Consider the following 22,124-nt stretch of genomic DNA (forward strand, 5'->3'; position numbering starts at 1 on the left):
TAACATATGACTGTGTGGTTTTTGAGCTTACTATTTTCTAGGGAATTATTTTTAATCAAATCAATAAAAATCTCACATTGCTGAAATCAATTCAAGAGATATACATTTTGTGATCTATGTCTAATTATTTCTTTGATTAGGGAGATGTCAGTATAACTAAAACACGTTATATTTATCGGAAATTATTTTAGAGTGGCTATAAGTTAATCCGTAAATATCCATCAATAAAAAGGGTGTATTTATGACCTTAATTCCTGTTATACCTGTTGAATTCACAAATGATGTAGTAAAACAAAAATCATCAATTATTCAATTCATGGCTCAAATCAGTCAAGATCATTTATCAGATGTTGGAAAATTTGTTAATGATGTTATGGCACATGAACAAGAAATGGAAACCGATGTTTTACCCGATATTGCATTACCCCACGCTAAAAGTGATGGCGTCCGTACCTCATTTATTGCAGTGGGTAAATATCGTGAAGGTCTTATTTGGAATAATGATAATAATGTGAAAGTAATTATATTGATTGGTGCTCAAGAACAAGCTATCAAAGAACATTTAACCATTATTGCTAAATTAGTCACTAATCTTGCAGAAGATGATTTTCTTGCTGAATTGTTAAATAGTGACATTCAAACCATTGCTCAATAGATTAGAGGTATTTATGAATAATAAGAAAATTGTGGCAATTTGTGCCTGTACAGCAGGGATGGCGCATACCTATATAGCAAAACAAAAAATTGAAAATGAGGCTAAAAAACGCGGTTGGGAATGCAAAGTCGAAACACAAGGTGCTGCTGGTATCGAAAATGCATTAACACAAAGCGATCTTATCAGTGCCGATGTCATTATATTGGCAACGGATATATCGATTGAAAATGCAGAGCGAATTGAATCTTATAAAAATGTTATCGAAGTCAGTACGGGTGAAGCCGTTAAAAATACGGCTAATATTTTCAATCATGCTAAGCAAATGTCGACAAAAGTAATAAAAGATAATGTTGGTACAGAAATCTTTAAAGCTTTAAATACGGGTATTAGCAAATTTTTACCTGTTATAATTGCATCAGGGATACTCTTTTCAATTGTGTTAATCACTGGTGATGTTACTCAAAATACCATTTCACCCAGTAATCAATTTTTTGCGGACCTTCAACAAGTCGCTTTCTACGGATTTGCAATGATGGTACCGGTTTTAGCAGCTTATATGGCTTATTCAATCGGTGGCAATGCTGCTCTTGCTCCTGCATTCATTATGGGGTATGTCGTTAATAATCCAATTGGGGTCAATCACGTTAGTACTGGATTTATTGGCGCAATGATTTTCGGGATTTTAATAGGTTACTTTGTTAGGTGGTTTAAAACCATTAAAGTACATCCTGTTATCGCTTCGGTTATGCCCGTAATGATCATTCCAACAGTAACATTATTAGTGATGGCACCAATCTATATTTATGGTTTATCTTATCCATTGGATTGGTTTGTAAAAGCTATGGTGGCAACTTTAAAAGGTATGTCTCAAGTCAATGCAGCATTTTTAGGTATCGGTATTGGGATATTGGCAGCTTTAGATATGGGTGGACCATGTAGTAAAGCTGCAACAGCGTTTACTTTAGCTGCAATGGCTGAAGGCATTTATGGTCCTAATGGTGTTTTCCGTATGTGTTGTGCGATCCCGCCATTAGGATTAGCTCTTTCTTCCTTGATTGTTTCCCGATCAATATACAGTAAAGAAGAAAAAGAGTTTGGTATTACAGCATTTTTTCTATCATTAGCCGGTATTACTGAAGGAGCCATTCCATTTGCGGCTAAAGATCCGAAACGCATAATTATTGCCATTATTGTTGGTACCGCTGTTGCAGGTATGCTAGGTATGATATGTGGAATAGACTCATTGGTTGCTTTTGGAGGACTTGTTGCTTTAGGTGGAGTAACTAAAGGCGCAATGTGGTATGTTATCGATATGTTTATTGGCGCATTTATTATAGCTGCAATTTTACACTTCACTAAAAAAGTTTCCGTTGAAACGGAGCAGGTAATTGAAAAACAATGATAAAATGGGGTGCACCATCCAGTGAGACGGTGTACCCATTTCTTATTCATCTATAAAGATTCATCTTGTTGATAGACAATTTTACCACCGACTATTGTTGTCAAAACATTCACATTTTGCATATCTGTCGCTGCAATGGTAAACGGATTACGATCTAAGATGATAAGATCAGCAAATTTACCTTTTTCAATGGAACCAATATATTCATCTTGTTTTAATAGGTAAGCCGCACCAATAGTAGCACAACGTAATACCTCTTTGGCGGTTAAATTACGGTCGCTATTTAACCGTGGGTGATCCGCGTCGATTTGTCTGGTCATGGCAATTTGAAAATCATACCATTCATTTAATGGATCAATCGGCCAATCACTACCAAAAGCGCAATGGACACCAGCATCAATATACTGTCCATGAGCTTCTAAACCATGATAGCGCTCTTCACCAAAAAGAGTTTGATATTGTTCAACCATGGACGAGCTGCATCCTGCCCATTGAAATGAAAATACCACACCAGCATTTAACTGTTTGTATCTAGCAAATTGATGTGAAGCACTTAGCTCATTGTGTGCCGTGCTCGGACGAATATCAGCATCTGGTAACGCTTTACGCATTTTCTCAATTGCATTGAGAACCACTTCAATAGCACCTTCACCAACGGTATGCATATGTGGATGAAAACCAGCTTTTGATGATTCTAAAATTAAGGCGTCTAACATTTCAATGGAATAATAGAGATCACCATAACGATCTTTTTCATCGGCTAAGTTATAAGGTTTTAGTAACCTTGCCGTCATTAAAGGTTGTTGCATCACCCCATCAACAAATAACTTAACATGTGACACTTTAATACCGGGTTTGGGTTGCCAATTTTTATCATCATAACGCGCAGCAAACTGTTTCACTTTATTGATAACATTAGGAATATCTTCAATTGACGAGACATCATCAGGAGGAAGTTCGTGGGCGCCAAATAAGCGGATGGTCAATTGGTCTTGTTTTTGTAATTGTAAAAATGCATCAGCTTGTATTTCAGTGATTCGGGCATCCATAACCGAAGTAACGCCTTGTTTGTTGAGTTCGGTTTGTGATAATTTAGCGACATTGAGTGCTTGTTCATTTGTTAATTTAGAGATACTATCAAAAGCACGCATGGCAGGGGCATCTTCTAAGATACCATTTAACTCACCATCAGCGGTACGACCAATTTTGCCATCCGTAGGCTCTGGCGTATTTCTATCTAAGCCAAATTTATCTAATGCAATGCTATTGGCAACCAATGTATGGCAGTCATTTGAAAAAAGGATGACTGGACGTAAAGTGTTAAGACGATCAAGATCGAATCGAGTAATATCCGTACCTACTGGTAAAACCTCTTGTCTTAGCCAACCGCGTACTTGCAGCCAATGGTTATTGTGATTTGTGGAATCTTTATCTAAATATGCTTGAATAATTGCTAAAGTATCATCTATGGTTAAACTTTGATAATGTAAATTGCATGAGGATAATTGCATTCCTCCCCAAAAAGTATGTAAATGTGAATCGATGATTCCAGGCATCATGGTTTTGCCTTTTAAATCATAAATGGTTGTTTGGTTATCAACATAATTCTGGTTATTTATTTCTTGTGTACTACCAGTTGCAATAATATAGCCATTTTTAATGGCGATAGCTTCACAAACAGTATCTTCTTGGTTTGCGGTATAAATATAGCCATTAACATAAATAACATCAGCTTTAGCCATTATAGGTGATTCCTCAAAATAAAGATCAAAATGAAAGCTGAACGATAGCAGATTTATAAAAAATTTGTCAAATGCAATAATTTTCTTTATTGTGTGAGAAGATTATGCTAAAACTAACCCATTTAGTTACAGCGTCACAAGGTGAGCCGATGAAATATCAACAATTAGAAAACCTTGAATGCGGTTGGAAATGGCACTATCTTGTAAAAAGGCATTTAGAGGGTGAGTTAATTACTCGTCATATCGAAAAAAGTGCTGCACAACATGCCGTAAATGAATTATTACTATTAGAACATAATCCAAAAGAAGTAATTAATTGGATTAATGAGCATTTAAATCCCGATTTAGATAATCGCATGAAGCAAACTATTCGGGCTAGACGAAAACGTCATTTTAATGCTGAACAACAAAATACACGAAAGAAATCCATTGATTTGGAATTTTTAGTGTGGCAACGGCTCGCTAATTTAGCAAAACGCCGAGGTTGTACTTTGTCGCAAACCATTACGCAACTTATTGAAGACGCCGAGCAGAAAGAGCAATATGCAACAAAAGTATCGACAATTAAGGATGATTTACAGTCGCTTCTTGATGCGAAGCTTGACGATAATTAACTCAAACTACAGGATAAATAGGTTTAATTATGGGAAAATCCCTTGTTATTGTGGAATCACCAGCCAAAGCAAAAACAATTAATAAATATCTTGGCAAAGATTTCGTGGTTAAATCAAGTGTAGGACATATTCGTGACCTTCCAGTAAGTGGTAGTAGTCAACGTGCTGAAAAAACCACAAAAGATAAAGCTGAGAAAAAAGTTAAACGTTCAGAAAAACAGGTTTTGGTCGACCGAATGAGTGTCGATCCTTATAATGGCTGGAAAGCACATTACGAAATTTTACCCGGTAAAGAACGGGTGGTTGCTGAACTAAAAAAACTCGCTAAAGATGCTGATATGATCTATCTCGCAACCGACTTGGATAGAGAAGGAGAAGCGATTGCATGGCATCTAAAAGAGGTTATAGGTGGTGAACACAGTAAATATCGTCGTGTGGTATTCAACGAAATTACTAAGACTGCAATAAAAAATGCTTTCAACGAACCCTCTATGTTAGATATGGATCGCGTCAATGCTCAGCAAGCTCGTCGCTTTATGGATCGAGTTGTAGGCTTTATGCTATCACCATTACTTTGGAAAAAAGTGGCAAGAGGGCTATCCGCGGGGCGTGTACAGTCTGTTGCTGTTCGATTAGTAGTTGAACGTGAACGTGAAATTCATGCTTTTATTCCAGAAGAATACTGGGATCTGTTTGCTGATCTTAATACAGCCAATAATGAGCTGTTAACTATGCAAGTTGTGCATTATAAAAATGAAGCATTTGAACCCAAAGATAAAGTTGCTATTGATATTGCTTTAAGTGAATTAAATAAAAATCAATATCAAGTTACCAATATTGAAGAAAAGCCAACTAAAAGTAATCCAACTGCTCCATTTATTACTTCAACCTTGCAACAAGCTGCAAGCACACGTTTGGGCTTTGGAGTTAAAAAAACCATGATGTTAGCTCAGCGTTTGTATGAAGCGGGTTACATTACCTATATGCGTACGGACTCAACTAATTTAAGTCAAGATGCGTTAACTATGGTACGAGATTATATTGGTCAAAATTTTGGTGAAAAATATCTACCTAAATCAGCGAATGTTTACAGCAGTAAAAAGAATTCACAAGAGGCACATGAGGCCATACGCCCCTCTGATGTGAACGTTGTTGCCGATGATATTAGTGATGTTGAAGCCGATGCTTGCAAATTGTATCAATTAATTTGGCGACAATTTGTTGCCTGCCAAATGACATCGGCAGAATACAACTCAACGACGCTTACCGTAAAATCAGGTGATTTTACATTAAAGGCTAAAGGACGCACGTTACGTTTTGATGGTTGGACTAAAGTGCAACCTCAACTGTCTAAAAACAGTGAAGACAAAATATTACCTAAAGTTGCCGTTAACGACGAATTATCATTAATCAGCTTAAATCCGAATCAACACTTTACCAAACCACCTGCGCGCTATAATGAGGCATCATTGGTTAAAGAACTTGAGAAACGAGAAATTGGTCGTCCATCAACTTATGCAACTATCATTTCCACCATTCAAGATCGCGGCTATGTGCGTTTGGATAATCGCCGTTTTTATGCGGAAAAAATTGGTGAAATTGTAACGGATAGATTAAATGAAAATTTTAATGATTTAATGAGTTACGATTTTACGGCACGTATGGAGCATGCTTTAGATGAAATTGCCCACAAAAAACAAGAATGGCGAGAAGTTCTTGATCAATTCTTTAGCGATTTTAGTGCTCATCTTGAAGTGGCAGAACAAGCACCGGATAAGGGTGGAATGCAACTCAATCCACTTGTATTAACACCTGAAATTAAATGCCCTAATTGTGGTCGTGAAATGGGGATCAAAACAGCTGGTACAGGAGTGTTTTTAGCTTGTTCGGGTTACGCATTACCACCTAAAGAGCGTTGCAAACAAACCATTAATCTTATTCCAGAACATGAAACATTAAATATTTTGGAAGAGGCCGAAACAGCCGAAACTGATGCTTTAAGGGCGCGTAAACGTTGTCCAAAATGTCATACAGCAATGGACAGTTATTTACTCGATAATGAACGAAAATTACATATTTGCGGTAACAACCCAATTTGTGATGGTTCTATTGTTGAAAAAGGAAACTTTAAAGTGAAAAGTTACGAGGGTCCAATCATTGAATGCGAAAAATGTGGATCAGAAATGCACTTAAAATCAGGGCGTTTTGGTTTATATATGGGATGTACCAATCAAGACTGTAAAAATACACGTAAAATTTTAAAAAATGGTGATGTTGCACCACCAAAAGAAGATCCAGTTGATTTACCAGAACTACCGTGCAGCAAATCTGATGCTCATTTTGTTTTACGTGATGGTGCAGCAGGTATCTTCTTGGCAGCACATAATTTTCCAAAATCAAGAGAAACACGTGCACCATTGATTGAAGAGCTACAACGGTTTAAAGATCGTTTGCCAGAAAAATTTATTTATTTAACTCAAGCACCGAATAAAGATCCAGATGGAAATCCATCCATTGTACGTTTTAGTCGTAAAAGCAAACAACAGTATGTCACTTCCGAAGTGAATGGAAAATCGACAGGCTGGGTAATGCAATACCTAGACGGAAAATGGGTAAATAGTAAAAAGTAGGTAAGAACACCTGAAACGTCGTCAAAAAGTTTCAGGTTATGTATACGTTTTAGTATAAAATTTGTTTTTGTTTGTGCTAGGGTATAAAAGGAATTACCTTACGATTCCTCGCGTTAGACTAAAGTCGAAAGCGAGGAAAGTATATAGTTAAAGGAGCCTTTGTCATGAAATTGCAACAATTACGCTACATTGTTGAAGTAGTCAATAACGACCTCAATGTTTCGCTAACCTCCGAAAAACTTTATACTTCGCAACCTGGTATCAGTAAACAAATAAAATTGTTAGAAGATGAACTTGGCATTCAAATATTTACAAGAGTGGGGAAACATCTTTCCGAAGTCACTCCTGTTGGCGAAAAAGTGATTTCTCTGGCGCGTGACATCCTCAACAAATCAAAAGATATAAAAATTATAGCTAAAGAGTTTAGTCAGCCTAATCAGGGTTCATTAACGATTACGACAACTTATACTCAAGCACACTATAGTTTGCCAATAGTCATCCAGCAATTTATGAAGCAATACCCGAATATTATTTTACATATGGAGCAGGGCTCATCTCCCCAATGTATTTTACAGGCACAAACAGGGCAAGCTGATTTTGCCATTGTCACTGACCTTTCTCAACTTAATGATGAAATGATTGCATTGCCATGTTATCACTGGAACCAAGCAGTAATCGTTAAAAAAGATCATCCATTGGCTAAAAGTAGCTTAATTTCTATTGTAGAATTATCTCAATATCCGCTGGTTAGTTATGATTTTACTAATGATGGTTCTGACCTCAATCAAGCTTTTATTCGCGCAGGACAATTGCCAAATATTGTGTTTAGCACGACCGATGCTGAGTTAATTAAAACTTATGTGAAATTAGGCGTTGGCGTTGGAATTGTTGCTAAAATGGCAGTGAGTGATGCTATCGCTGATGAAGATTTTGTCGTGCTTAATGCTGGACATCTTTTCCCTTATAGTACCACTTATATCACTTTTGCACGCTCTTTATTTTTACGCAGTTATATGTATGATTTTATCAGTCAATTTTCACCACACTTAAATCGTCAAATAATCGATAAACTGATGTTATGTGAAAATAATAGCGAGGTATTAGCCATGTTCAATGGAGTAAAATTACCAGTTCGCTAACTTAAACATTCTTTTTAAGAATTCTATAAAAAAAGTGCGAGACTATCGCACTTATATTTCTGAATTATTTGTGTCTTGCTTTCAAAGTACCAATTACATCTTGCAGTGATAGATTTTGATCATGCAGTAAAACGATAAGATGATAGACCAAATCAGCCGATTCATTTTTCAGCTCTTCAATATCACGAACCGTCGCTGCTAAGGCTGTTTCAACACCTTCTTCTCCAACTTTTTGAGCAATACGTTTAGTGCCATCATGATAAAGTTTAGCGGTATAAGACGATTGTGGATCGGCATTTTTACGACCAGCAATTAATTGCTCTAACTCAAATAAAAACCCCCACTGAGTTTTCGCCGAAGCAAAACAGCTGTTATGGCCTGTGTGACACGTTGGTCCAATGGGGTCAACTAAAATCAATAAGGTATCATTATCACAATCAGGAGTGATACTTACGGCATTTAAAAAATTGCCAGAACTTTCGCCTTTAGTCCAAAGACGCTGTTTAGTGCGTGAATAAAAAGTAACTTTGCCACTGCTTAAAGTTCGGGCTAGCGCTTCTTGATTCATATAACCAAGCATGAGTACATCACCTGAAACGTAATGTTGTATAATGACTGGCATCAAATTATCGACTTTTTGCCAATCAAGTTGTGTTGGATCAAATTGCGGATTAAATGTTGTATTGGAATTTTCTGTTAGCATAATCGAATATTTACTCCATGTTGCACTAAGTATTGTTTAAGTTCACCAATGTTAATTATTTGTTTATGAAATACTGATGCGGCCAAGGCTCCGTCGACATCCGGTTCATTAAAGGCTTGTAAAAAATGCTCTTTCGTACCAGCACCACCAGAAGCAATCAATGGTACATGGCAAACTTCACGCACGGCTTTTAATTGAGCTAAATCGTAACCATTACGTACCCCGTCTTGATTCATCATATTCAAAACAATTTCACCAGCACCACGTTTTTGTACTTCTCTCACCCAATCAAGTGTATTCCATTTAGTTGCCACTGTACGTTTTTCATCTCCTGTAAACTGATAAACATGATAGTCATTGGATTGATGGTCATACCAAGTATCAATCCCTACAACAACACACTGGACACCATAACGATCTGCCAACTCAGTAATCAAATTAGGATTAGCCAACGCTGGGGAGTTAATTGAGATTTTATCAGCACCAAAAGTTAAAATCTGTCCTGCATCTTTTACTGTTTTAATACCGCCAGCCACACAAAAGGGGATATCAATCACTTCGGCAACTTTTGCAACCCAACTTTTATCAACAACACGACCATCGGAAGATGCAGTAATATCATAAAAAACGAGTTCATCAGCCCCTTCCTGAGCATAACGCTTAGCTAATGGTACGATATCGCCCATAATTTCGTGATTACGAAACTGCACACCTTTCACTACTTGTCCATCGCGTACATCCAAACAAGGAATTATTCTTTTTGCCAACATGATATTGCCTCCTCAACGGTAAATTTTCCTTCAAGCAGTGCTCGTCCTACGATCACACCTGCTACGCCACTATCCATAAGCGCTTTAACATCATTGAGTTGACCAATTCCACCCGATGCCTGAAAGGCTATTTGAGGATATTTTTGGCTAATATCTCGATACAGACTCACATTTGAACCGCTCAGGGTACCGTCTTTAGAAATGTCGGTGCACAGTACGTGTTTTAAGCCATGTGGTAAGTAATCATCGATGACTTGTTCAAGTGTTTGGTTGGAATCTTCTTGCCAACCATGAATCGCAACATATTTATTACCATCAGCAGCGATGCGTACATCCAGCGCTAGAACTAACGCTTCAGCCCCATATTTGTTAAACCACTTCTTAACAAATTCAGGTTGTTTAATGGCTGTTGATCCTATCACAACTCGTGCTGCACCAGCTGCAAGAAGCGCCTGTACATCATCTTCAGTGCGGATGCCGCCACCAATTTGCACAGGTACTTGAACGCCTTTAATTAACGTTTGAATTAATGTCATTTGTCGAGCTTTAGGGTCTTTTGCACCAGCCAAATCTACAAGATGCAGAAGTTGTGCTCCTTGTTGTTGGTAATTTAGTAAACGGGTTAATGGGTCACTTCCATAATCACGTTTTAGTCCATAATCACCTTGATGTAATCGAACCACACTACCGTCAATTAAATCAAGTGCTGGAATAATAGTAGGATAAACAGCCATTGTTACATCTCCAAAAAGTTTTTTAGTAATTGTGCACCGGCTGATCCAGAACGTTCGGGATGAAACTGTACACCGTAAAAGTTGTCTTTTTGTACGGCAGCGGTAAAGCTTTCTCCGTAATTGGTTTCTGCAATAGTTGCTGAGCATAGTGGCATCGCGTATCCATGAACAAAGTAAAAATAAGCATCATCTGCAATATCTCTAAATAGATGATGACCAGCTTTTGGGTAAACTTGATTCCAACCCATATGAGGTAAAGGTAAACCAACATTCGAAATTTCATCTACTTTTTCGTCAATTATTCCTAATGTTTGTACGTGCCCCTCGCTGCTGTATTTGGCTAGCAGTTGCATACCAAGACAAATACCTAAGACGGGTTGAGTACAAGCTTTAATAAGATCAACTAAATTGCGTTCTTTTAACTTCTTCATTGCTGCTGAAGCGGATCCTACACCGGGTAGAAACAGCTTATCACAGTCAAGTACTACTTCGGGTTCAAGACTAATTATGGGGTTATACCCCAATCGTTCTATGGCATATTTAACCGAAGAGAGGTTAGCGCAACCCGTATCGAGAATGACAACTTTCATCTACAGTACTCCTTTTGAGCTCGGTAATCTATTACCATCTATCTTGATAGCTTGCTTTAACGTTCGTGCAAAGGCTTTAAATAAACTTTCAACTTTATGGTGATCATTATTGCCTTGCGTTTCAATATGTAAGGTAATTGCCATAGCGTAACTGATAGAATAAAAGAAATGTTCGACCATTTGGGTGCTCATATCGCCCACTTTGGGATAAGTAAATTGCGCATTAAATTTCAGAAAAGGACGCCCTGAAATATCCATTGCGCATTCAGCTAAACATTCATCCATAGGAATGACTGAAGCATAGCGAGTAATCCCTCGTTTATCACCTAAAGCGATTTTTAACGCTTCACCTAATGCTAATCCAGTATCTTCGATGGTATGATGGTCATCAATCTGCAAATCTCCATTCACTTTGATGTTAAGTTTGATCCCTCCATGGGTGGCGATTTGATCCAACATATGATCAAAAAAACCAATACCAGTAGTGATTTGACTATCACCTTGGCGATCAAGCCAAACTTCAACTAAAATCTTTGTCTCTTTAGTGTTACGTTCGACTTTTGCATAGCGGTCATCAGTGGTTAAACGTTGAGCTATTTCGAGCCAATTTAATGTGTTAGAATTGTAATGTAATCCTTTAATCTGCATATTTTCAGCAAGTTGAATATCAGTGATCCTGTCACCAATAACATAACTATTATTTTTATCTATGTTACCATTGCTAAGATAAGGTAGAACTAATTGGATTTTCGGCTTACGACATTGACAATTATCTTCTGAAAAGTGAGGACAAATCAGTACTTCTTCAAAATTAACCCCTTGTGATTGAAAAATTTGCATCATTAAATTGTGAGGTCCATCAAAATCAGATTGTGGATAATTACTGGTACCGAGGCCATCTTGATTTGTTATCATCACCAGTTTAAAACCAGCGGATTGCAACTTAAGCAGAGCAGGGATGACATTAGGTTCTAACGCCAACTTCTCAAAGCTATCGACCTGAAAATCGATTGGCGGTTCTGTGATTAATGTTCCATCACGGTCAATAAATAAATATTTTTGTAACATCATTGCTCCTATATTATCGCTTTGAGTGCCAAAATTACCGCATCACATTCGGCTGCTGTGCCAACACTAATGCGAATGATACTATCTTGCCCGATAGATTTGCTTTGATCGCGCAAAATAATGCCCTGATTCCATAATGACTGAAACACATCTTTACCTGTTTGAAATTTAACACATAAATAGTTAGAGGAACTAGGATAAACTTTTTCGACGATTGGTAAAGCCGACAAATCCTGTGCAAACTTCTGCTTTTGAGCATTGATAAGTTGTACTTGTTGTCGCATTTTTTCAATACCAATTTTACTAAGTGCTTGCGTCGCGATATCCGCTACGGGTGTTGCCAATGGATAAGGAGCAATGACTTTTTGTAATGCAGCTATCACAGGTTTATTAGCAATAGTAAAACCACATCGTAAACCAGCCAATGCGAAAGCTTTTGATAAAGTTCTTAAAATAACTAAATGCGGATATTTTGCTAACCAACTAACCACGGAAGAATCTGGCGAAAACTCAATATAAGCCTCATCTATCACCACAAGAGCACGATTTTTAGCAATATCTAATAGTGTTTTAATATCATCAGGATTAATTAAATTACCCGTTGGATTATTTGGCGAGCAAATATAAATTAATTTTACATTATCAATATGTTGATTAATTCCCAGTAGATCCAGCTGCCAATCTGATGTTGTTGGTACGGTTTTGATATTAATACCTAATGTTTCTGCGCTAACCTGATACATACCATAAGTAGGAGGACAATATAAAATGCTATCTTGCTGTGGCTCACAAAATGCCCGCATTAACAGTTCAATTGCTTCATCAGCTCCACGACTTACAATGAGTTGTTCCGGTTTAACACCTACATAATGAGCATAACTATTAATCACCTGTTTAGGTTGTGGTTCAGGATAACGGTTTAATGTCTGTTGAGTTAAATGAAATTGCGGAGCAATAGGGTATTCATTGGCATTTAACCATATATCACCTTTTCCACCTATCCGTCGAGCAGATTGGTAAGGTGTTAATTTCTGAACATTCTTTCTGACTAATCGATTAATATCCATATTATTCACCTATTTTTAGTATTTAATGCAGCTAAACGAAGCGTTACAGCTTGTTTATGAGCAGTAAGCTGCTCCGCTTGCGCCATTAATTCAACCGAATGACCAATGGCTTGTAAGCCTTCAGGCGATAATTTTTGTATGGTCATACGTTTTTGAAAATCGGCCAATCCAAGACTTGAGTAAGTCGCTGTATAACCATAAGTTGGTAAAACATGATTAGTTCCTGAAGCATAATCACCCGCTGATTCAGGTGACCAATTACCTAAAAATATTGAGCCCGCACTAGTAATTTGTTCTACCAGATCATCGGCATTTTGCGTTTGAATAATTAAATGCTCAGGACCATAACAATTACTGATAGCAATACATTGAGCTAAATCTTTGGTCACAATAAGACGACTTTCTTGTAACGCCTTTTCGGCAATGTCTTTTCGAGATAATTGGGTTAATTGTTTATCAACTTCAATTGAAACCGCTTTAGCAATATTTTCATCTGGAGTGACTAGTACCACTTGTGAATCAGGACCATGCTCCGCTTGTGATAATAAATCGGCAGCAATAAAAGCAGGATTAGCTGAATTGTCGGCGATAACCAACACTTCTGAAGGACCAGCAGGCATATCAATTGCTGCTCCATCAAGACGTTGGCTAACTTGGCGTTTAGCTTCAGTAACAAAAGCATTACCTGGACCAAAAATTTTATCAACTTTAGGTACTGATTCACTTCCAAAAGCCAATGCAGCGATGGCTTGAGCACCACCTAATTGGTATATTTCGGTCACACCGCAAAGTTCAGCCGCATATAAGATTTCATCTGCGATCGGTGGTGGAGAGCATAAAATTACGTTACGGCAACCCGCAATTTTAGCCGGAATAGCTAGCATTAACACTGTAGATAATAACGGCGCAGAACCACCTGGAATATAAAGACCTACTGAATCAATCGGACGGGTAACGAGCTGACATTTTATTCCCGGTATTGTTTCAACAGTAATTGCTGATTTAACTTGAGCTTGGTGAAATTTTTCAATATTACTGACGGCTAATTGCATTGCCTGTTTTAATTCAGGTTTAACTCGTGTCGTTGCTGTTTTGATCGCATCTTGTGTCAATTTTATTTGTTGGATTTGTATTTTATCAAACTTATTACTGAGTGCGATTAAAGCTTGATCACCATTTTGTTGCACCTGATTTAAAATATCTGTTACCGCTTGGCTAATTGAATCTGAAGCGGTGATAGCCGGGCGAGTTAATAATGCTGTCCGCTCTGTATCTGAACATTGTTGCCAATATGAAAGTTTCATTTTTTACTCCATCATTTTTTCGATTGGTAAGACAAGAATTGAGCTAGCCCCCAATGCTTTGAGTTTTTCCATGGTTTCCCAAAATAGTGATTCAGAGCTCACCATATGTAATGCCACACGATTTTGCTCACCTGTAAGTGGTAATATCGTAGGATTTTCAGCACCAGGTAATAAAGCCACAACTTGATCTAAAACTTTGGTTGGCGCATGTAACATAATGTATTTGGATTCACGAGCTTGGATAACCCCTTGAATTCGAGTCATCAACTTATCAATCAACGCTTGCTTGTCAGGTGGCATTTCGCCTTGGCGTTGAATTAAGCAAGCTTTAGATTTGTAAATCACTTCAATCTCTTTGAGTCCATTTGCTTCAAGTGTTGCACCGCTTGAAACTAAGTCACAAATAACATCAGCCAGACCTGCTCGTGGTGCTACTTCTACTGAACCATTGAGCAAGCAGGTTTTAAAAGTTACGTGGTATTGAGAAAGATAACGGCGGAGTAAGTGAGGATAGGTGGTAGCGATACGTAAATCATTTAAACATTCAGGAGCGGTATAATCAAAATCACGAGGAGCAGCAATCGATAACCGACAACCGCCAAAATCCAAACGGCGTAATGTTTTATATTGAGGATTGAACCCTTCGGCTTGTCGGTCTAACACTTCTTCTTCTAAAACATTTTCGCCAACAATCCCTAGATCGACAACCCCATCAATTACTAATCCAGGAATATCGTCATCACGAACGCGTAAAATATCAATTGGCATATTTTCAGCGAACGCAATCAAACGTTGTTCTTGAAGGTTAATTTTAATACCACATTGTGCGAGCAGTTTTTTTGATTCATCACTTAAACGACCCGATTTCTGCATTGCTATACGTAAACGCGAATTATCCAACATATTATTCTCCAATTTATTCTAAAAAATTTTTAAACTACAAACAAAAAAACCCTCGAAAGTTTGATCTTCCGAGGGTTTTCTGCTTGCTTTCGCGATATCACCGGAAGACCAATTGTCTTCCAGCACCAATCGCCCGAAGACTAATCAGGTATGATGGTGATGATGTTTAATAACAAAAACGCAAAAACAATTCATAAAATAAAACCAATAAGTTAATTAATTATTAAAATTACTATACAAAATATAACAGAAATGAATAACTATCAACTCATTTTTTTATAATTTAAAGATAAATTTGTAAATGCCGAGTTTCTCTATATTTCACCGATTACGGTTATTAATTGATAATAAATCAATGAAATAAAACAAACTTGATTATAAAATTTGTTTTAATTGACGACAAACTTTATAACGACCAAAATCCGTAATTTTAGTTAAGAAAGAGGTCAACGCATTATTGTCGAACAGACTGATAATCCTATAGCACCCATTGCCAGTAATCTTTTAAAATTTAATGAGTTCATTAAAATACTTTACTAAATTTTCAAAAGAAGCAAATTGATTAGTGTCCATATAAATAGTAATAAATTGTAAGTGTCGTTTTTGCTCTTTAATGGTGAATTTTTCAATAATATGCTTGTTGAGCCTATCTTGAACTCGTTGACCTACAGCTTGGCTAGATAAAAACACTTTTTCGCCAATTTCCCGCCATGATTGACGGCTATTATTTCTTAATACCTTTAAAATTTTTTGATCTTTCTTATCCATTGTTTCAATTTAAAAGTTCATCGATATTTATCATTTCAATTTGCTATGCTTTTTGAACGTTAAATATTACAAAATAATATTACGAAACTTGATATAAGGAGAGAAAAATGACTCAAGCATTATTACTCATTGCTGTGCAAAATGATTATTTTACCTGACGGTAACTATCCATTAAATAATACCGAAGAAGTTCTGCAACATACTCTAAAACTTCAAAATTTTTTCGAAAAAAACAATTACTTATTATTTATATACAACATATTAACCGGGATCTTAATGCTGTTTTTTTTGTAAATCATAGTTATGGTAGTCAATTGCATGTCAAATTACTTGCTATTAATAAACCTAATGAATTGATCATTCAAAAAGCGCATCCAAATAGCTTTTACCATACACAGTTGCAACAGAAGTTAGAGCAATTAGGGAATAACACAATTAGTAATTTGTAGGATGATGAGTCATATGTGCGTTGATTCTACTGCCCGCTGTGCATTCGATCTTAATTATCAACCGATTTTAGTTCATGATGCTTGTACTATTTGTGATCTTGACTTCAATGGCAATATTATCCATTCACAAGATGTACATAATAGTTTTATGTCCGCATTAATGCAATCCACTACGATAATAAGCTGTGAATCATTTATACGAGTATCGTGATATCAAGACAACGAAAGGAATTCACTTATTGATAATTAGAATTTGATTGATATGCATTTGGATGGCACAAAAAAGACCATCTAAATGTCGAAAGTGAATCGAATAATTTACTATTAAATGAGTTATAATGAGGACATTTTATTCTGATTAAAGATAACTTTTAGGAATCATATTTGAACTCTGCGTTATGTTATAAGCAATATGGTATCCCTGAACATGTATTGAAGCTTGAATGTTTAAATAAGCCCTTAGTAAAAAAAGATTGCATTAGAGTCGAAATGTTATATGCGCCAATTAACGCTTCAGATCTTATTCCAATTACAGGGGCGTATCAACATCGTATTATATTGCCACAGATTGCTGGCTATGAAGGTGTCGGAGTGGTTATTGAAGCACCTTCAACACATCAATACCTGATTGGAAAGCGTGTATTACCATTAAGAGGGGAAGGAACTTGGCAAAATTTTGTTGATTCACCCGCACACTATGCTATCCCCATCCCCGATTATATAGAAAATGATTTAGCCGCCCGAGCTTATATTAATCCCGTTGCCGCCTGGTTGATGCTTAAACGTTTTCCTCCTCAAAAAAAACATATTTTAGTCACGGCAGGTGGGGCCGATTGTGCAAAGTTACTTTGCAAATGGGCAAGAAATTCACAAGCGTTATCGATAACTGCCATTTGTCGCTCAGATAATCATATTCAATTTTATAATAAATATGGCATTAAAACTTTAAACCAAAATGATACTAATGCTATAAGATATTTTGCTGCACAGGCAGATCTTGTTTATGATGCAGTTGGTGGCGTTCTTGCTAAAACAATTTTAAATAATATGCAGGAATTAAGTGAATTTATTTCTTATGGATTACTTTCAGGTGTTAACTTAATAAATAATAGAAGGTTACCTAAGGTACATTGGTTTCATGTTCGTCACTGTATAAGCAATATGAGTCAAGTTCAGTGGCAAAATATGTTTGATGACATTTGGCCAAAGTTGGACAAAAATGATTTAAATCAACCTTACTTGTTTGACTTTAACAATTGGAAAAGCGCCATTAAAGCTTATCGGCAAGTCGGCATCAATAGTAAACCATTATTAGCTATAAAATGAAGAATTTGAAGGTTTGATTCATTAGCGGTAATTAATGAAGTTATAATCCTTTATGGATGATAAATCTGATTAAGCAAATCGCTCTATTACCTAAAAGTTTAGGAAAGGTAATCGAAGACGGATCTAACCTTTCCCAAAACTCAGCCTATAATGATTCAACGGTTTGTGTATATTTTTTCCCTGATAAAACACTAAATCGACCAGTACCTAATAATGCAAGGCTGAAAGCAGCTAAAGACATAAATGCAGGATACTCCCAACCTCCTCCTGGATTGGTAAATGACCAACCATTAGTCCAATGTACAATGGTGATTATTGCAAGTTGAAAGAAGGCAATTAACGCAATTGCACGAGTTAAAATACCTAATAATAACAATGCACCGCCGCCAATTTCAAAAACAATAACAAGATAAGAAAAAAATCCTGGAAATCCAAGGGTATGAAAATATTCAGCCGTACCTTCTGGGGTGAGAACAAGTAATTTGGTAAAACCGTGAGCTAAAAACATCATACCTAAAGCAATTCGTAATACAAATGCTGCTACATCAGTTTGATATTCTTTCATTTTGTGTTTCCTATAGTCAGTTAACAAAATAATAATTAAAATCAGAAGTAAGAGGCATTCATTTCTAAAGCGATTACTTATTTACAACATAGGATACTGCACTTGAGATTGTCTCACAGATAACAATGATTAGTAAAGTTACTTACGAAAATTGACAATCTTATAGCGATTATATTGACATTGATTGGTAGTTCAATTATGGATTTGTAGATAAAAATAACGGTGTAACAATAATGTTACACCGTTATGTCTTACTTATTGTTGGTGTCAAATTAATTTAAATAGGTCTTTTGTTTGTTTTAACGCAATTTTGTTGGTTCCCCTTGCATTGAATTTACACTCTAAAATCCATTGAAATCCGGACAATTGTGTAAAATATATTTATCATCCTCTGTTGTTATAATTTAAGCTGCTCCATTGCTTTATCAAAATATCCACCTAAATTTAAAATTGCGTCTTCACCGTTTGAACCAACATAAATAACTTCGCCTTAACAAACTTAGATGTTTTTCTATTAGAACAATAAATAGCTTCTTTTCTATTTATATGGTAATTTGCTGTTAGCTCGGCAGTAAAATCGACCAAATGATTCCGTTGGTGAGGTTGAGTTGAATTATCAACAACTTTAACAGTCAGTTTTTTGAGATTAAGTAGCTTTTTTAAAGAGCTTACTCTCTCTTCTAACTTAGTGTTTTGTGTTGTGACTAAGTAAATCGTATTTGGTAATGCCATTAAAACTCCTTAAAGGATAAAATAGAACTCCATACTTTTACTAAATAACTCATATAATGGAATAGTATATAACAGAAATGAGACTAATGTCTCATAGAATTTAATATATCAATTTTTATCATAATAAGCAATAATTTATAAAAAAATAATATGGATAAACAAAATATTGTAATACCACAAAAATATACAGGTGTTAAAAAACGTACATTTGAGCATTTAATACATACGGCATTAACTATTTTAGATGAAGGTAACGAATTAACCATTAGTGAGTTAGCAGATAAATCAAAAATTTCAAGGGCAACTGCCTATCGCTATTTTCCTACACAAAGTGATTTAATTTCGGCTGTTGTTGATTATTCACTCGAACCAATTTTACGTTGGCAATCCGACGAACAGGATTTGGGAAAAAAAATAAATGATTTTTTATCATTTGCTTTTACCCACATGATAAAACACGAAGGGGCTATAAGGGCAGCAATGCGATTGTCTTTACAACAATGGGCAACTGAACGTTCAACAACATCATCGAAGTCTGAAAAATTTGTCCGTGGAAATCATAAAGAAGTGCTCTCTAATTTACTGCAACCATTACAATCCCAATTAAATGATGAACTGAATAATAAATTAATTTATACCTTGTCGATAATTTTTGGTTCTCAAATTACAGTATTAAAAGATGTATGGAATTTAGAAGATTCCTATATTGTATCACTGTCGCAATGGATCATTAAAGCTGTTATTAATCAAGCTAAACAAGATGCATCCAAGCTTTGAGTTTTAATTATTACTATATTAATCATAATTTTATATTGTTTGATGCAAGCGAAAGATCATTTTTTTAGAATCGACTATAAGAATGAAATGCATTGATTTAATTTAAATCGTTGCTTTTTTCCAAACTTTATCATCTATTTCAATAGTTATGATGTTTCTTGAATAAACATGCAATTAATATTTTAGTTAATACCGTAATGAACATAATGTAAATCGATTATTTGTGCCAGAAATTGTCTGTTTTTGAAATATTTTTATTAACATTAAATATTTTAAGAAAAAAGCTTTAAGTTATCCAAAGTTAATCAAAAAAATATCGGTAACATTTTCATTAGAATTTAGACTATCATCAAGAATTTTTCTTCTATAAATGGTAAATTTCATACTCACAATAAGACTTTATCCGATCAGTATTTGTAATCTAAACGCATCACTATTTGTAATATTTAATCGCAACATAAGAAAAAATTATCAAACTTATAATATTGATCAGGATGTGCTTTAATTGTTAATGTTTCCGTTCTTTATTTATGTTGTCAGAAAGTCACTTACTTATTGCTAATGTCTATTGATAATGAAAGATACAATATCTCACTTATTTTTTAAAAGCGTTAATAGCATTTCATTGAAAATAAGACGGTCTTTACCCAGAACCGAAAAAAACTGATGATCAATTTCTTCAACTAAAGGAACAGTTTTATTGATTTTTTCAAAACCACTTTCGGTTAGAATGATGGATTTTGCTCGACTATCTTTAGCTGAAGTCATCCTTATGATGAATGATTTCTTTTCTAAATTTTCTAAAATTTGTGAAATTGTCATGACATCAATATTCGTTTTTTTCGCTAAAAGGATTTGTGTTATTTCATTTTCATATTCAGATAAATAGGCTAGGGTAGCAAGTACAATAAATTGAGGATGAGTAATCGACTCTTTCTTTAGGCAATTTTTTATTTTAGTCTGCCAACAAGAATAAGCCCTCATAAAAAGAAAACCAACTGAATCAGAGTCCTTTTGGAATCGTGTTAAGAGCTTATTAACTTTTGTCATAATTTACCTTTCAACAAGATTTTTTAATGAAAATGTTTTATCAATGATATCATCTGATATTTGCTTTAGAAAGTCATAAGCTAGTTTGTCATCTAATTCATCGACAGGTTTTAATGAAATTTCAGATTTGAGATTATATTGATTAGGTTCAACTTCAATTATTTGATGAGAAAAAGATAAAAGCCCAATATCTGGCATATTAAATTCTTCGGTAAATTCCTTATTCTCTAAAACCTTTGATAAAGTGAACTCCATCTCTGGCATATTTTCCAATTTAAAGATGCCTTTAGCTCCTGAAATTAATCCATCATTTACATAAAAATCTTCTAAATCGGTCTCCCATAATTTTCTCAAATTGAGATCAACATAATATTGCCAAATCACTGATGGCTTAGCGGTTGTTGGTAATGAAAATGTGATTGATAGTTTATTCATGATTTGATTCTCCATTTAATAAGTAATCTTATTGTATGTATACTTATAATTTAAAGCAATAAAAATTTAACTTATTTATTTATTTATTTATTTATCTTTAATAGTTGGATACGGTCATATAAAAAGACACTGTTAGGTTAGAAAGCATCTTTTTATACACTGAGGATTAAAATTAATTAGGCTGTTCAGTTTTAAAAAAATTAATGATATTGAACTGTTTGTTGTGTCTGTTCATCGTGAACTAATAATAAACACGTATCACTGTTTGAGACGGCTTGTTCAATACGTAGTTTATCTTGCTCATTAAGATCATTAATACAAGCAACAATATAGCTACAGGTTTTGCTTTTTAATGCTTTTTCAATAGTAGATATTAAATTTTCATTTTTAAGATTACTTAATTGCACCACTTTTTGTTTATCAAGTCCTGCAATATTTACCCATGAACGCTTTAACATTGGTCGATCGGATAGCCATAATTGCCATTTTTTAGCTTTATTAAGTGATTTCAACAAAGGGCGCTGTTGTTGTAAAATCTGCTGAAAAGGGGATTCAAAATTAATCGCCATAAGTTGTGATGAAGAGTGTTCAATAAGCATAGTAATCCCATTACTGTATTAATATACAGTGTATATTAATACAGTAATTTGTGATTGTAAACTCTCTGTGTGATCATTTTTTATATAATTTTTTATGTAACA

General features: G+C 35.3%; 23 protein-coding genes and 1 other annotated feature. Of the genes, 8 read left to right on the plus strand and 15 right to left on the minus strand.

Annotation, left to right across the window (positions count from 1 at the left end; genetic code table 11):
• Positions 1 to 241 precede the first annotated feature (241 nt).
• Entirely contained in the window at positions 242 to 655 is a 414-nt protein-coding gene (locus J4T76_RS10395) for a PTS sugar transporter subunit IIA (RefSeq protein ID WP_267356057.1), read from the plus strand.
• Between the two features lie 13 nt (positions 656 to 668).
• Positions 669 to 2,057 carry a PTS fructose transporter subunit IIC gene (locus J4T76_RS10400; RefSeq protein WP_267356059.1) on the plus strand — a complete coding sequence of 463 codons (1,389 nt, stop codon included), beginning with the start codon at positions 669 to 671 and terminating at the stop codon, positions 2,055 to 2,057.
• A gap of 50 nt (positions 2,058 to 2,107) precedes the next feature.
• On the opposite strand, the gene J4T76_RS10405 is transcribed toward J4T76_RS10400, so the two are convergent.
• Positions 2,108 to 3,799, minus strand: a complete 1,692-nt coding sequence (locus J4T76_RS10405; RefSeq protein ID WP_267356061.1) for an amidohydrolase — start codon at positions 3,797 to 3,799, stop codon at positions 2,108 to 2,110.
• A 149-nt stretch (positions 3,800 to 3,948) separates the two neighbouring features.
• On the opposite strand from J4T76_RS10405, the gene matP reads away from it, so the two are divergent.
• From matP to cysB, 3 genes are all read left to right on the plus strand, one after another.
• Complete coding sequence (gene matP, locus J4T76_RS10410; RefSeq protein ID WP_416380223.1) at positions 3,949 to 4,413, plus strand: macrodomain Ter protein MatP; 465 nt, start codon at positions 3,949 to 3,951, stop codon at positions 4,411 to 4,413.
• 29 nt (positions 4,414 to 4,442) lie between these two features.
• Positions 4,443 to 7,043, plus strand: coding sequence for a type I DNA topoisomerase (gene topA / locus J4T76_RS10415; protein ID WP_267354924.1), 2,601 nt, complete (start codon positions 4,443 to 4,445; stop codon positions 7,041 to 7,043).
• 164 nt (positions 7,044 to 7,207) lie between these two features.
• Positions 7,208 to 8,182, plus strand: a complete 975-nt coding sequence (gene cysB / locus J4T76_RS10420; RefSeq protein WP_267340791.1) for an HTH-type transcriptional regulator CysB — start codon at positions 7,208 to 7,210, stop codon at positions 8,180 to 8,182.
• Positions 8,183 to 8,246: 64 nt separating this feature from the next.
• On the opposite strand, the gene hisIE is transcribed toward cysB, so the two are convergent.
• The 9 genes from hisIE to J4T76_RS10465 form a co-directional block, all read right to left on the minus strand.
• Positions 8,247 to 8,885 (minus strand): bifunctional phosphoribosyl-AMP cyclohydrolase/phosphoribosyl-ATP diphosphatase HisIE, encoded by a 639-nt coding sequence (hisIE, locus tag J4T76_RS10425; protein WP_267340792.1) that lies wholly within the window; start codon positions 8,883 to 8,885, stop codon positions 8,247 to 8,249.
• Complete coding sequence (gene hisF / locus J4T76_RS10430) at positions 8,879 to 9,655, minus strand: imidazole glycerol phosphate synthase subunit HisF (protein WP_267345733.1); 777 nt, start codon at positions 9,653 to 9,655, stop codon at positions 8,879 to 8,881. The genes hisIE and hisF overlap by 7 nt, the downstream gene beginning before the upstream one ends.
• Positions 9,637 to 10,389: a 1-(5-phosphoribosyl)-5-[(5-phosphoribosylamino)methylideneamino]imidazole-4-carboxamide isomerase gene (hisA, locus tag J4T76_RS10435; protein ID WP_267356063.1), complete on the minus strand. Its 753-nt coding sequence runs from the start codon at positions 10,387 to 10,389 to the stop codon at positions 9,637 to 9,639. The genes hisF and hisA overlap by 19 nt, the downstream gene beginning before the upstream one ends.
• Before the next feature lie 2 nt (positions 10,390 to 10,391).
• The gene (gene hisH / locus J4T76_RS10440) at positions 10,392 to 10,979 is read right to left on the minus strand and encodes an imidazole glycerol phosphate synthase subunit HisH (protein ID WP_267340797.1); all 588 of its coding nucleotides are present in this window, start codon (positions 10,977 to 10,979) and stop codon (positions 10,392 to 10,394) included.
• Positions 10,980 to 12,047 (minus strand): bifunctional histidinol-phosphatase/imidazoleglycerol-phosphate dehydratase HisB, encoded by a 1,068-nt coding sequence (hisB, locus tag J4T76_RS10445; RefSeq protein ID WP_267340799.1) that lies wholly within the window; start codon positions 12,045 to 12,047, stop codon positions 10,980 to 10,982.
• An 8-nt stretch (positions 12,048 to 12,055) separates the two neighbouring features.
• Positions 12,056 to 13,114, minus strand: coding sequence for a histidinol-phosphate transaminase (gene hisC / locus J4T76_RS10450; protein WP_267340801.1), 1,059 nt, complete (start codon positions 13,112 to 13,114; stop codon positions 12,056 to 12,058).
• A gap of 5 nt (positions 13,115 to 13,119) precedes the next feature.
• A complete protein-coding gene (gene hisD, locus J4T76_RS10455) occupies positions 13,120 to 14,418 on the minus strand; it encodes a histidinol dehydrogenase (protein WP_267340803.1) in 1,299 nt (432 codons plus the stop codon).
• Positions 14,419 to 14,421: 3 nt separating this feature from the next.
• A complete protein-coding gene (gene hisG / locus J4T76_RS10460; protein WP_267340805.1) occupies positions 14,422 to 15,321 on the minus strand; it encodes an ATP phosphoribosyltransferase in 900 nt (299 codons plus the stop codon).
• 40 nt (positions 15,322 to 15,361) lie between these two features.
• Positions 15,362 to 15,487 (minus strand) — a sequence feature (His leader region).
• 338 nt (positions 15,488 to 15,825) lie between these two features.
• A complete protein-coding gene (locus J4T76_RS10465; RefSeq protein WP_267356065.1) occupies positions 15,826 to 16,089 on the minus strand; it encodes an Lrp/AsnC family transcriptional regulator in 264 nt (87 codons plus the stop codon).
• A gap of 453 nt (positions 16,090 to 16,542) precedes the next feature.
• On the opposite strand from J4T76_RS10465, the gene J4T76_RS10470 reads away from it, so the two are divergent.
• Positions 16,543 to 16,749: an isochorismatase family protein gene (locus J4T76_RS10470; RefSeq protein WP_443135225.1), complete on the plus strand. Its 207-nt coding sequence runs from the start codon at positions 16,543 to 16,545 to the stop codon at positions 16,747 to 16,749.
• Between the two features lie 173 nt (positions 16,750 to 16,922).
• A complete protein-coding gene (locus J4T76_RS10475) occupies positions 16,923 to 17,864 on the plus strand; it encodes a zinc-dependent alcohol dehydrogenase family protein (RefSeq protein ID WP_267340807.1) in 942 nt (313 codons plus the stop codon).
• A gap of 145 nt (positions 17,865 to 18,009) precedes the next feature.
• Here the strand turns inward: J4T76_RS10475 and J4T76_RS10480 are convergent, their stop codons facing one another.
• Together J4T76_RS10480 and J4T76_RS10485 are read right to left on the minus strand one after the other, a co-directional pair.
• Entirely contained in the window at positions 18,010 to 18,429 is a 420-nt protein-coding gene (locus J4T76_RS10480; protein WP_267356067.1) for a DoxX family protein, read from the minus strand.
• Between the two features lie 444 nt (positions 18,430 to 18,873).
• On the minus strand, positions 18,874 to 19,161 hold the full coding sequence (locus J4T76_RS10485; RefSeq protein ID WP_267356069.1) for a hypothetical protein: 288 nt from the start codon (positions 19,159 to 19,161) through the stop codon (positions 18,874 to 18,876).
• Positions 19,162 to 19,311: 150 nt separating this feature from the next.
• On the opposite strand from J4T76_RS10485, the gene J4T76_RS10490 reads away from it, so the two are divergent.
• Positions 19,312 to 19,938, plus strand: a complete 627-nt coding sequence (locus J4T76_RS10490; RefSeq protein WP_267340811.1) for a TetR/AcrR family transcriptional regulator — start codon at positions 19,312 to 19,314, stop codon at positions 19,936 to 19,938.
• Between the two features lie 591 nt (positions 19,939 to 20,529).
• Here J4T76_RS10490 and J4T76_RS10495 read toward each other — a convergent pair.
• The 3 genes from J4T76_RS10495 to J4T76_RS10505 all read right to left on the minus strand — a co-directional run bounded on the left by J4T76_RS10495 (position 20,530) and on the right by J4T76_RS10505 (position 22,022).
• Positions 20,530 to 20,988, minus strand: a complete 459-nt coding sequence (locus J4T76_RS10495) for a MarR family winged helix-turn-helix transcriptional regulator (RefSeq protein WP_267340812.1) — start codon at positions 20,986 to 20,988, stop codon at positions 20,530 to 20,532.
• Between the two features lie 3 nt (positions 20,989 to 20,991).
• Complete coding sequence (locus tag J4T76_RS10500; RefSeq protein ID WP_267340813.1) at positions 20,992 to 21,423, minus strand: hypothetical protein; 432 nt, start codon at positions 21,421 to 21,423, stop codon at positions 20,992 to 20,994.
• A gap of 200 nt (positions 21,424 to 21,623) precedes the next feature.
• Positions 21,624 to 22,022 carry a cell division inhibitor SulA gene (locus J4T76_RS10505; protein WP_267340814.1) on the minus strand — a complete coding sequence of 133 codons (399 nt, stop codon included), beginning with the start codon at positions 22,020 to 22,022 and terminating at the stop codon, positions 21,624 to 21,626.
• Positions 22,023 to 22,124: the final 102 nt, after the last annotated feature.

Source organism: Gilliamella sp. B3022 (assembly GCF_028751545.1).
Lineage (GTDB): Bacteria > Pseudomonadota > Gammaproteobacteria > Enterobacterales > Orbaceae > Gilliamella.

Excerpts from the sequence above, each read along its gene's own strand:
- J4T76_RS10395 (WP_267356057.1), top strand. The coding sequence starts at position 242 with ATGACCTTAATTCCTGTTATACCTGTTGAATTCACAAATGATGTAGTA.
- J4T76_RS10400 (WP_267356059.1), top strand. The coding sequence starts at position 669 with ATGAATAATAAGAAAATTGTGGCAATTTGTGCCTGTACAGCAGGGATG.
- J4T76_RS10405 (WP_267356061.1), bottom strand. The coding sequence starts at position 3,799 with ATGGCTAAAGCTGATGTTATTTATGTTAATGGCTATATTTATACCGCA.
- matP (WP_416380223.1), top strand. The coding sequence starts at position 3,949 with ATGAAATATCAACAATTAGAAAACCTTGAATGCGGTTGGAAATGGCAC.
- topA (WP_267354924.1), top strand. The coding sequence starts at position 4,443 with ATGGGAAAATCCCTTGTTATTGTGGAATCACCAGCCAAAGCAAAAACA.
- cysB (WP_267340791.1), top strand. The coding sequence starts at position 7,208 with ATGAAATTGCAACAATTACGCTACATTGTTGAAGTAGTCAATAACGAC.
- hisIE (WP_267340792.1), bottom strand. The coding sequence starts at position 8,885 with ATGCTAACAGAAAATTCCAATACAACATTTAATCCGCAATTTGATCCA.
- hisF (WP_267345733.1), bottom strand. The coding sequence starts at position 9,655 with ATGTTGGCAAAAAGAATAATTCCTTGTTTGGATGTACGCGATGGACAA.
- hisA (WP_267356063.1), bottom strand. The coding sequence starts at position 10,389 with ATGGCTGTTTATCCTACTATTATTCCAGCACTTGATTTAATTGACGGT.
- hisH (WP_267340797.1), bottom strand. The coding sequence starts at position 10,979 with ATGAAAGTTGTCATTCTCGATACGGGTTGCGCTAACCTCTCTTCGGTT.
- hisB (WP_267340799.1), bottom strand. The coding sequence starts at position 12,047 with ATGTTACAAAAATATTTATTTATTGACCGTGATGGAACATTAATCACA.
- hisC (WP_267340801.1), bottom strand. The coding sequence starts at position 13,114 with ATGGATATTAATCGATTAGTCAGAAAGAATGTTCAGAAATTAACACCT.
- hisD (WP_267340803.1), bottom strand. The coding sequence starts at position 14,418 with ATGAAACTTTCATATTGGCAACAATGTTCAGATACAGAGCGGACAGCA.
- hisG (WP_267340805.1), bottom strand. The coding sequence starts at position 15,321 with ATGTTGGATAATTCGCGTTTACGTATAGCAATGCAGAAATCGGGTCGT.
- J4T76_RS10465 (WP_267356065.1), bottom strand. The coding sequence starts at position 16,089 with ATGGATAAGAAAGATCAAAAAATTTTAAAGGTATTAAGAAATAATAGC.
- J4T76_RS10470 (WP_443135225.1), top strand. The coding sequence starts at position 16,543 with ATGAGTCATATGTGCGTTGATTCTACTGCCCGCTGTGCATTCGATCTT.
- J4T76_RS10480 (WP_267356067.1), bottom strand. The coding sequence starts at position 18,429 with ATGAAAGAATATCAAACTGATGTAGCAGCATTTGTATTACGAATTGCT.
- J4T76_RS10485 (WP_267356069.1), bottom strand. The coding sequence starts at position 19,161 with ATGGCATTACCAAATACGATTTACTTAGTCACAACACAAAACACTAAG.
- J4T76_RS10490 (WP_267340811.1), top strand. The coding sequence starts at position 19,312 with ATGGATAAACAAAATATTGTAATACCACAAAAATATACAGGTGTTAAA.
- J4T76_RS10495 (WP_267340812.1), bottom strand. The coding sequence starts at position 20,988 with ATGACAAAAGTTAATAAGCTCTTAACACGATTCCAAAAGGACTCTGAT.
- J4T76_RS10500 (WP_267340813.1), bottom strand. The coding sequence starts at position 21,423 with ATGAATAAACTATCAATCACATTTTCATTACCAACAACCGCTAAGCCA.
- J4T76_RS10505 (WP_267340814.1), bottom strand. The coding sequence starts at position 22,022 with ATGCTTATTGAACACTCTTCATCACAACTTATGGCGATTAATTTTGAA.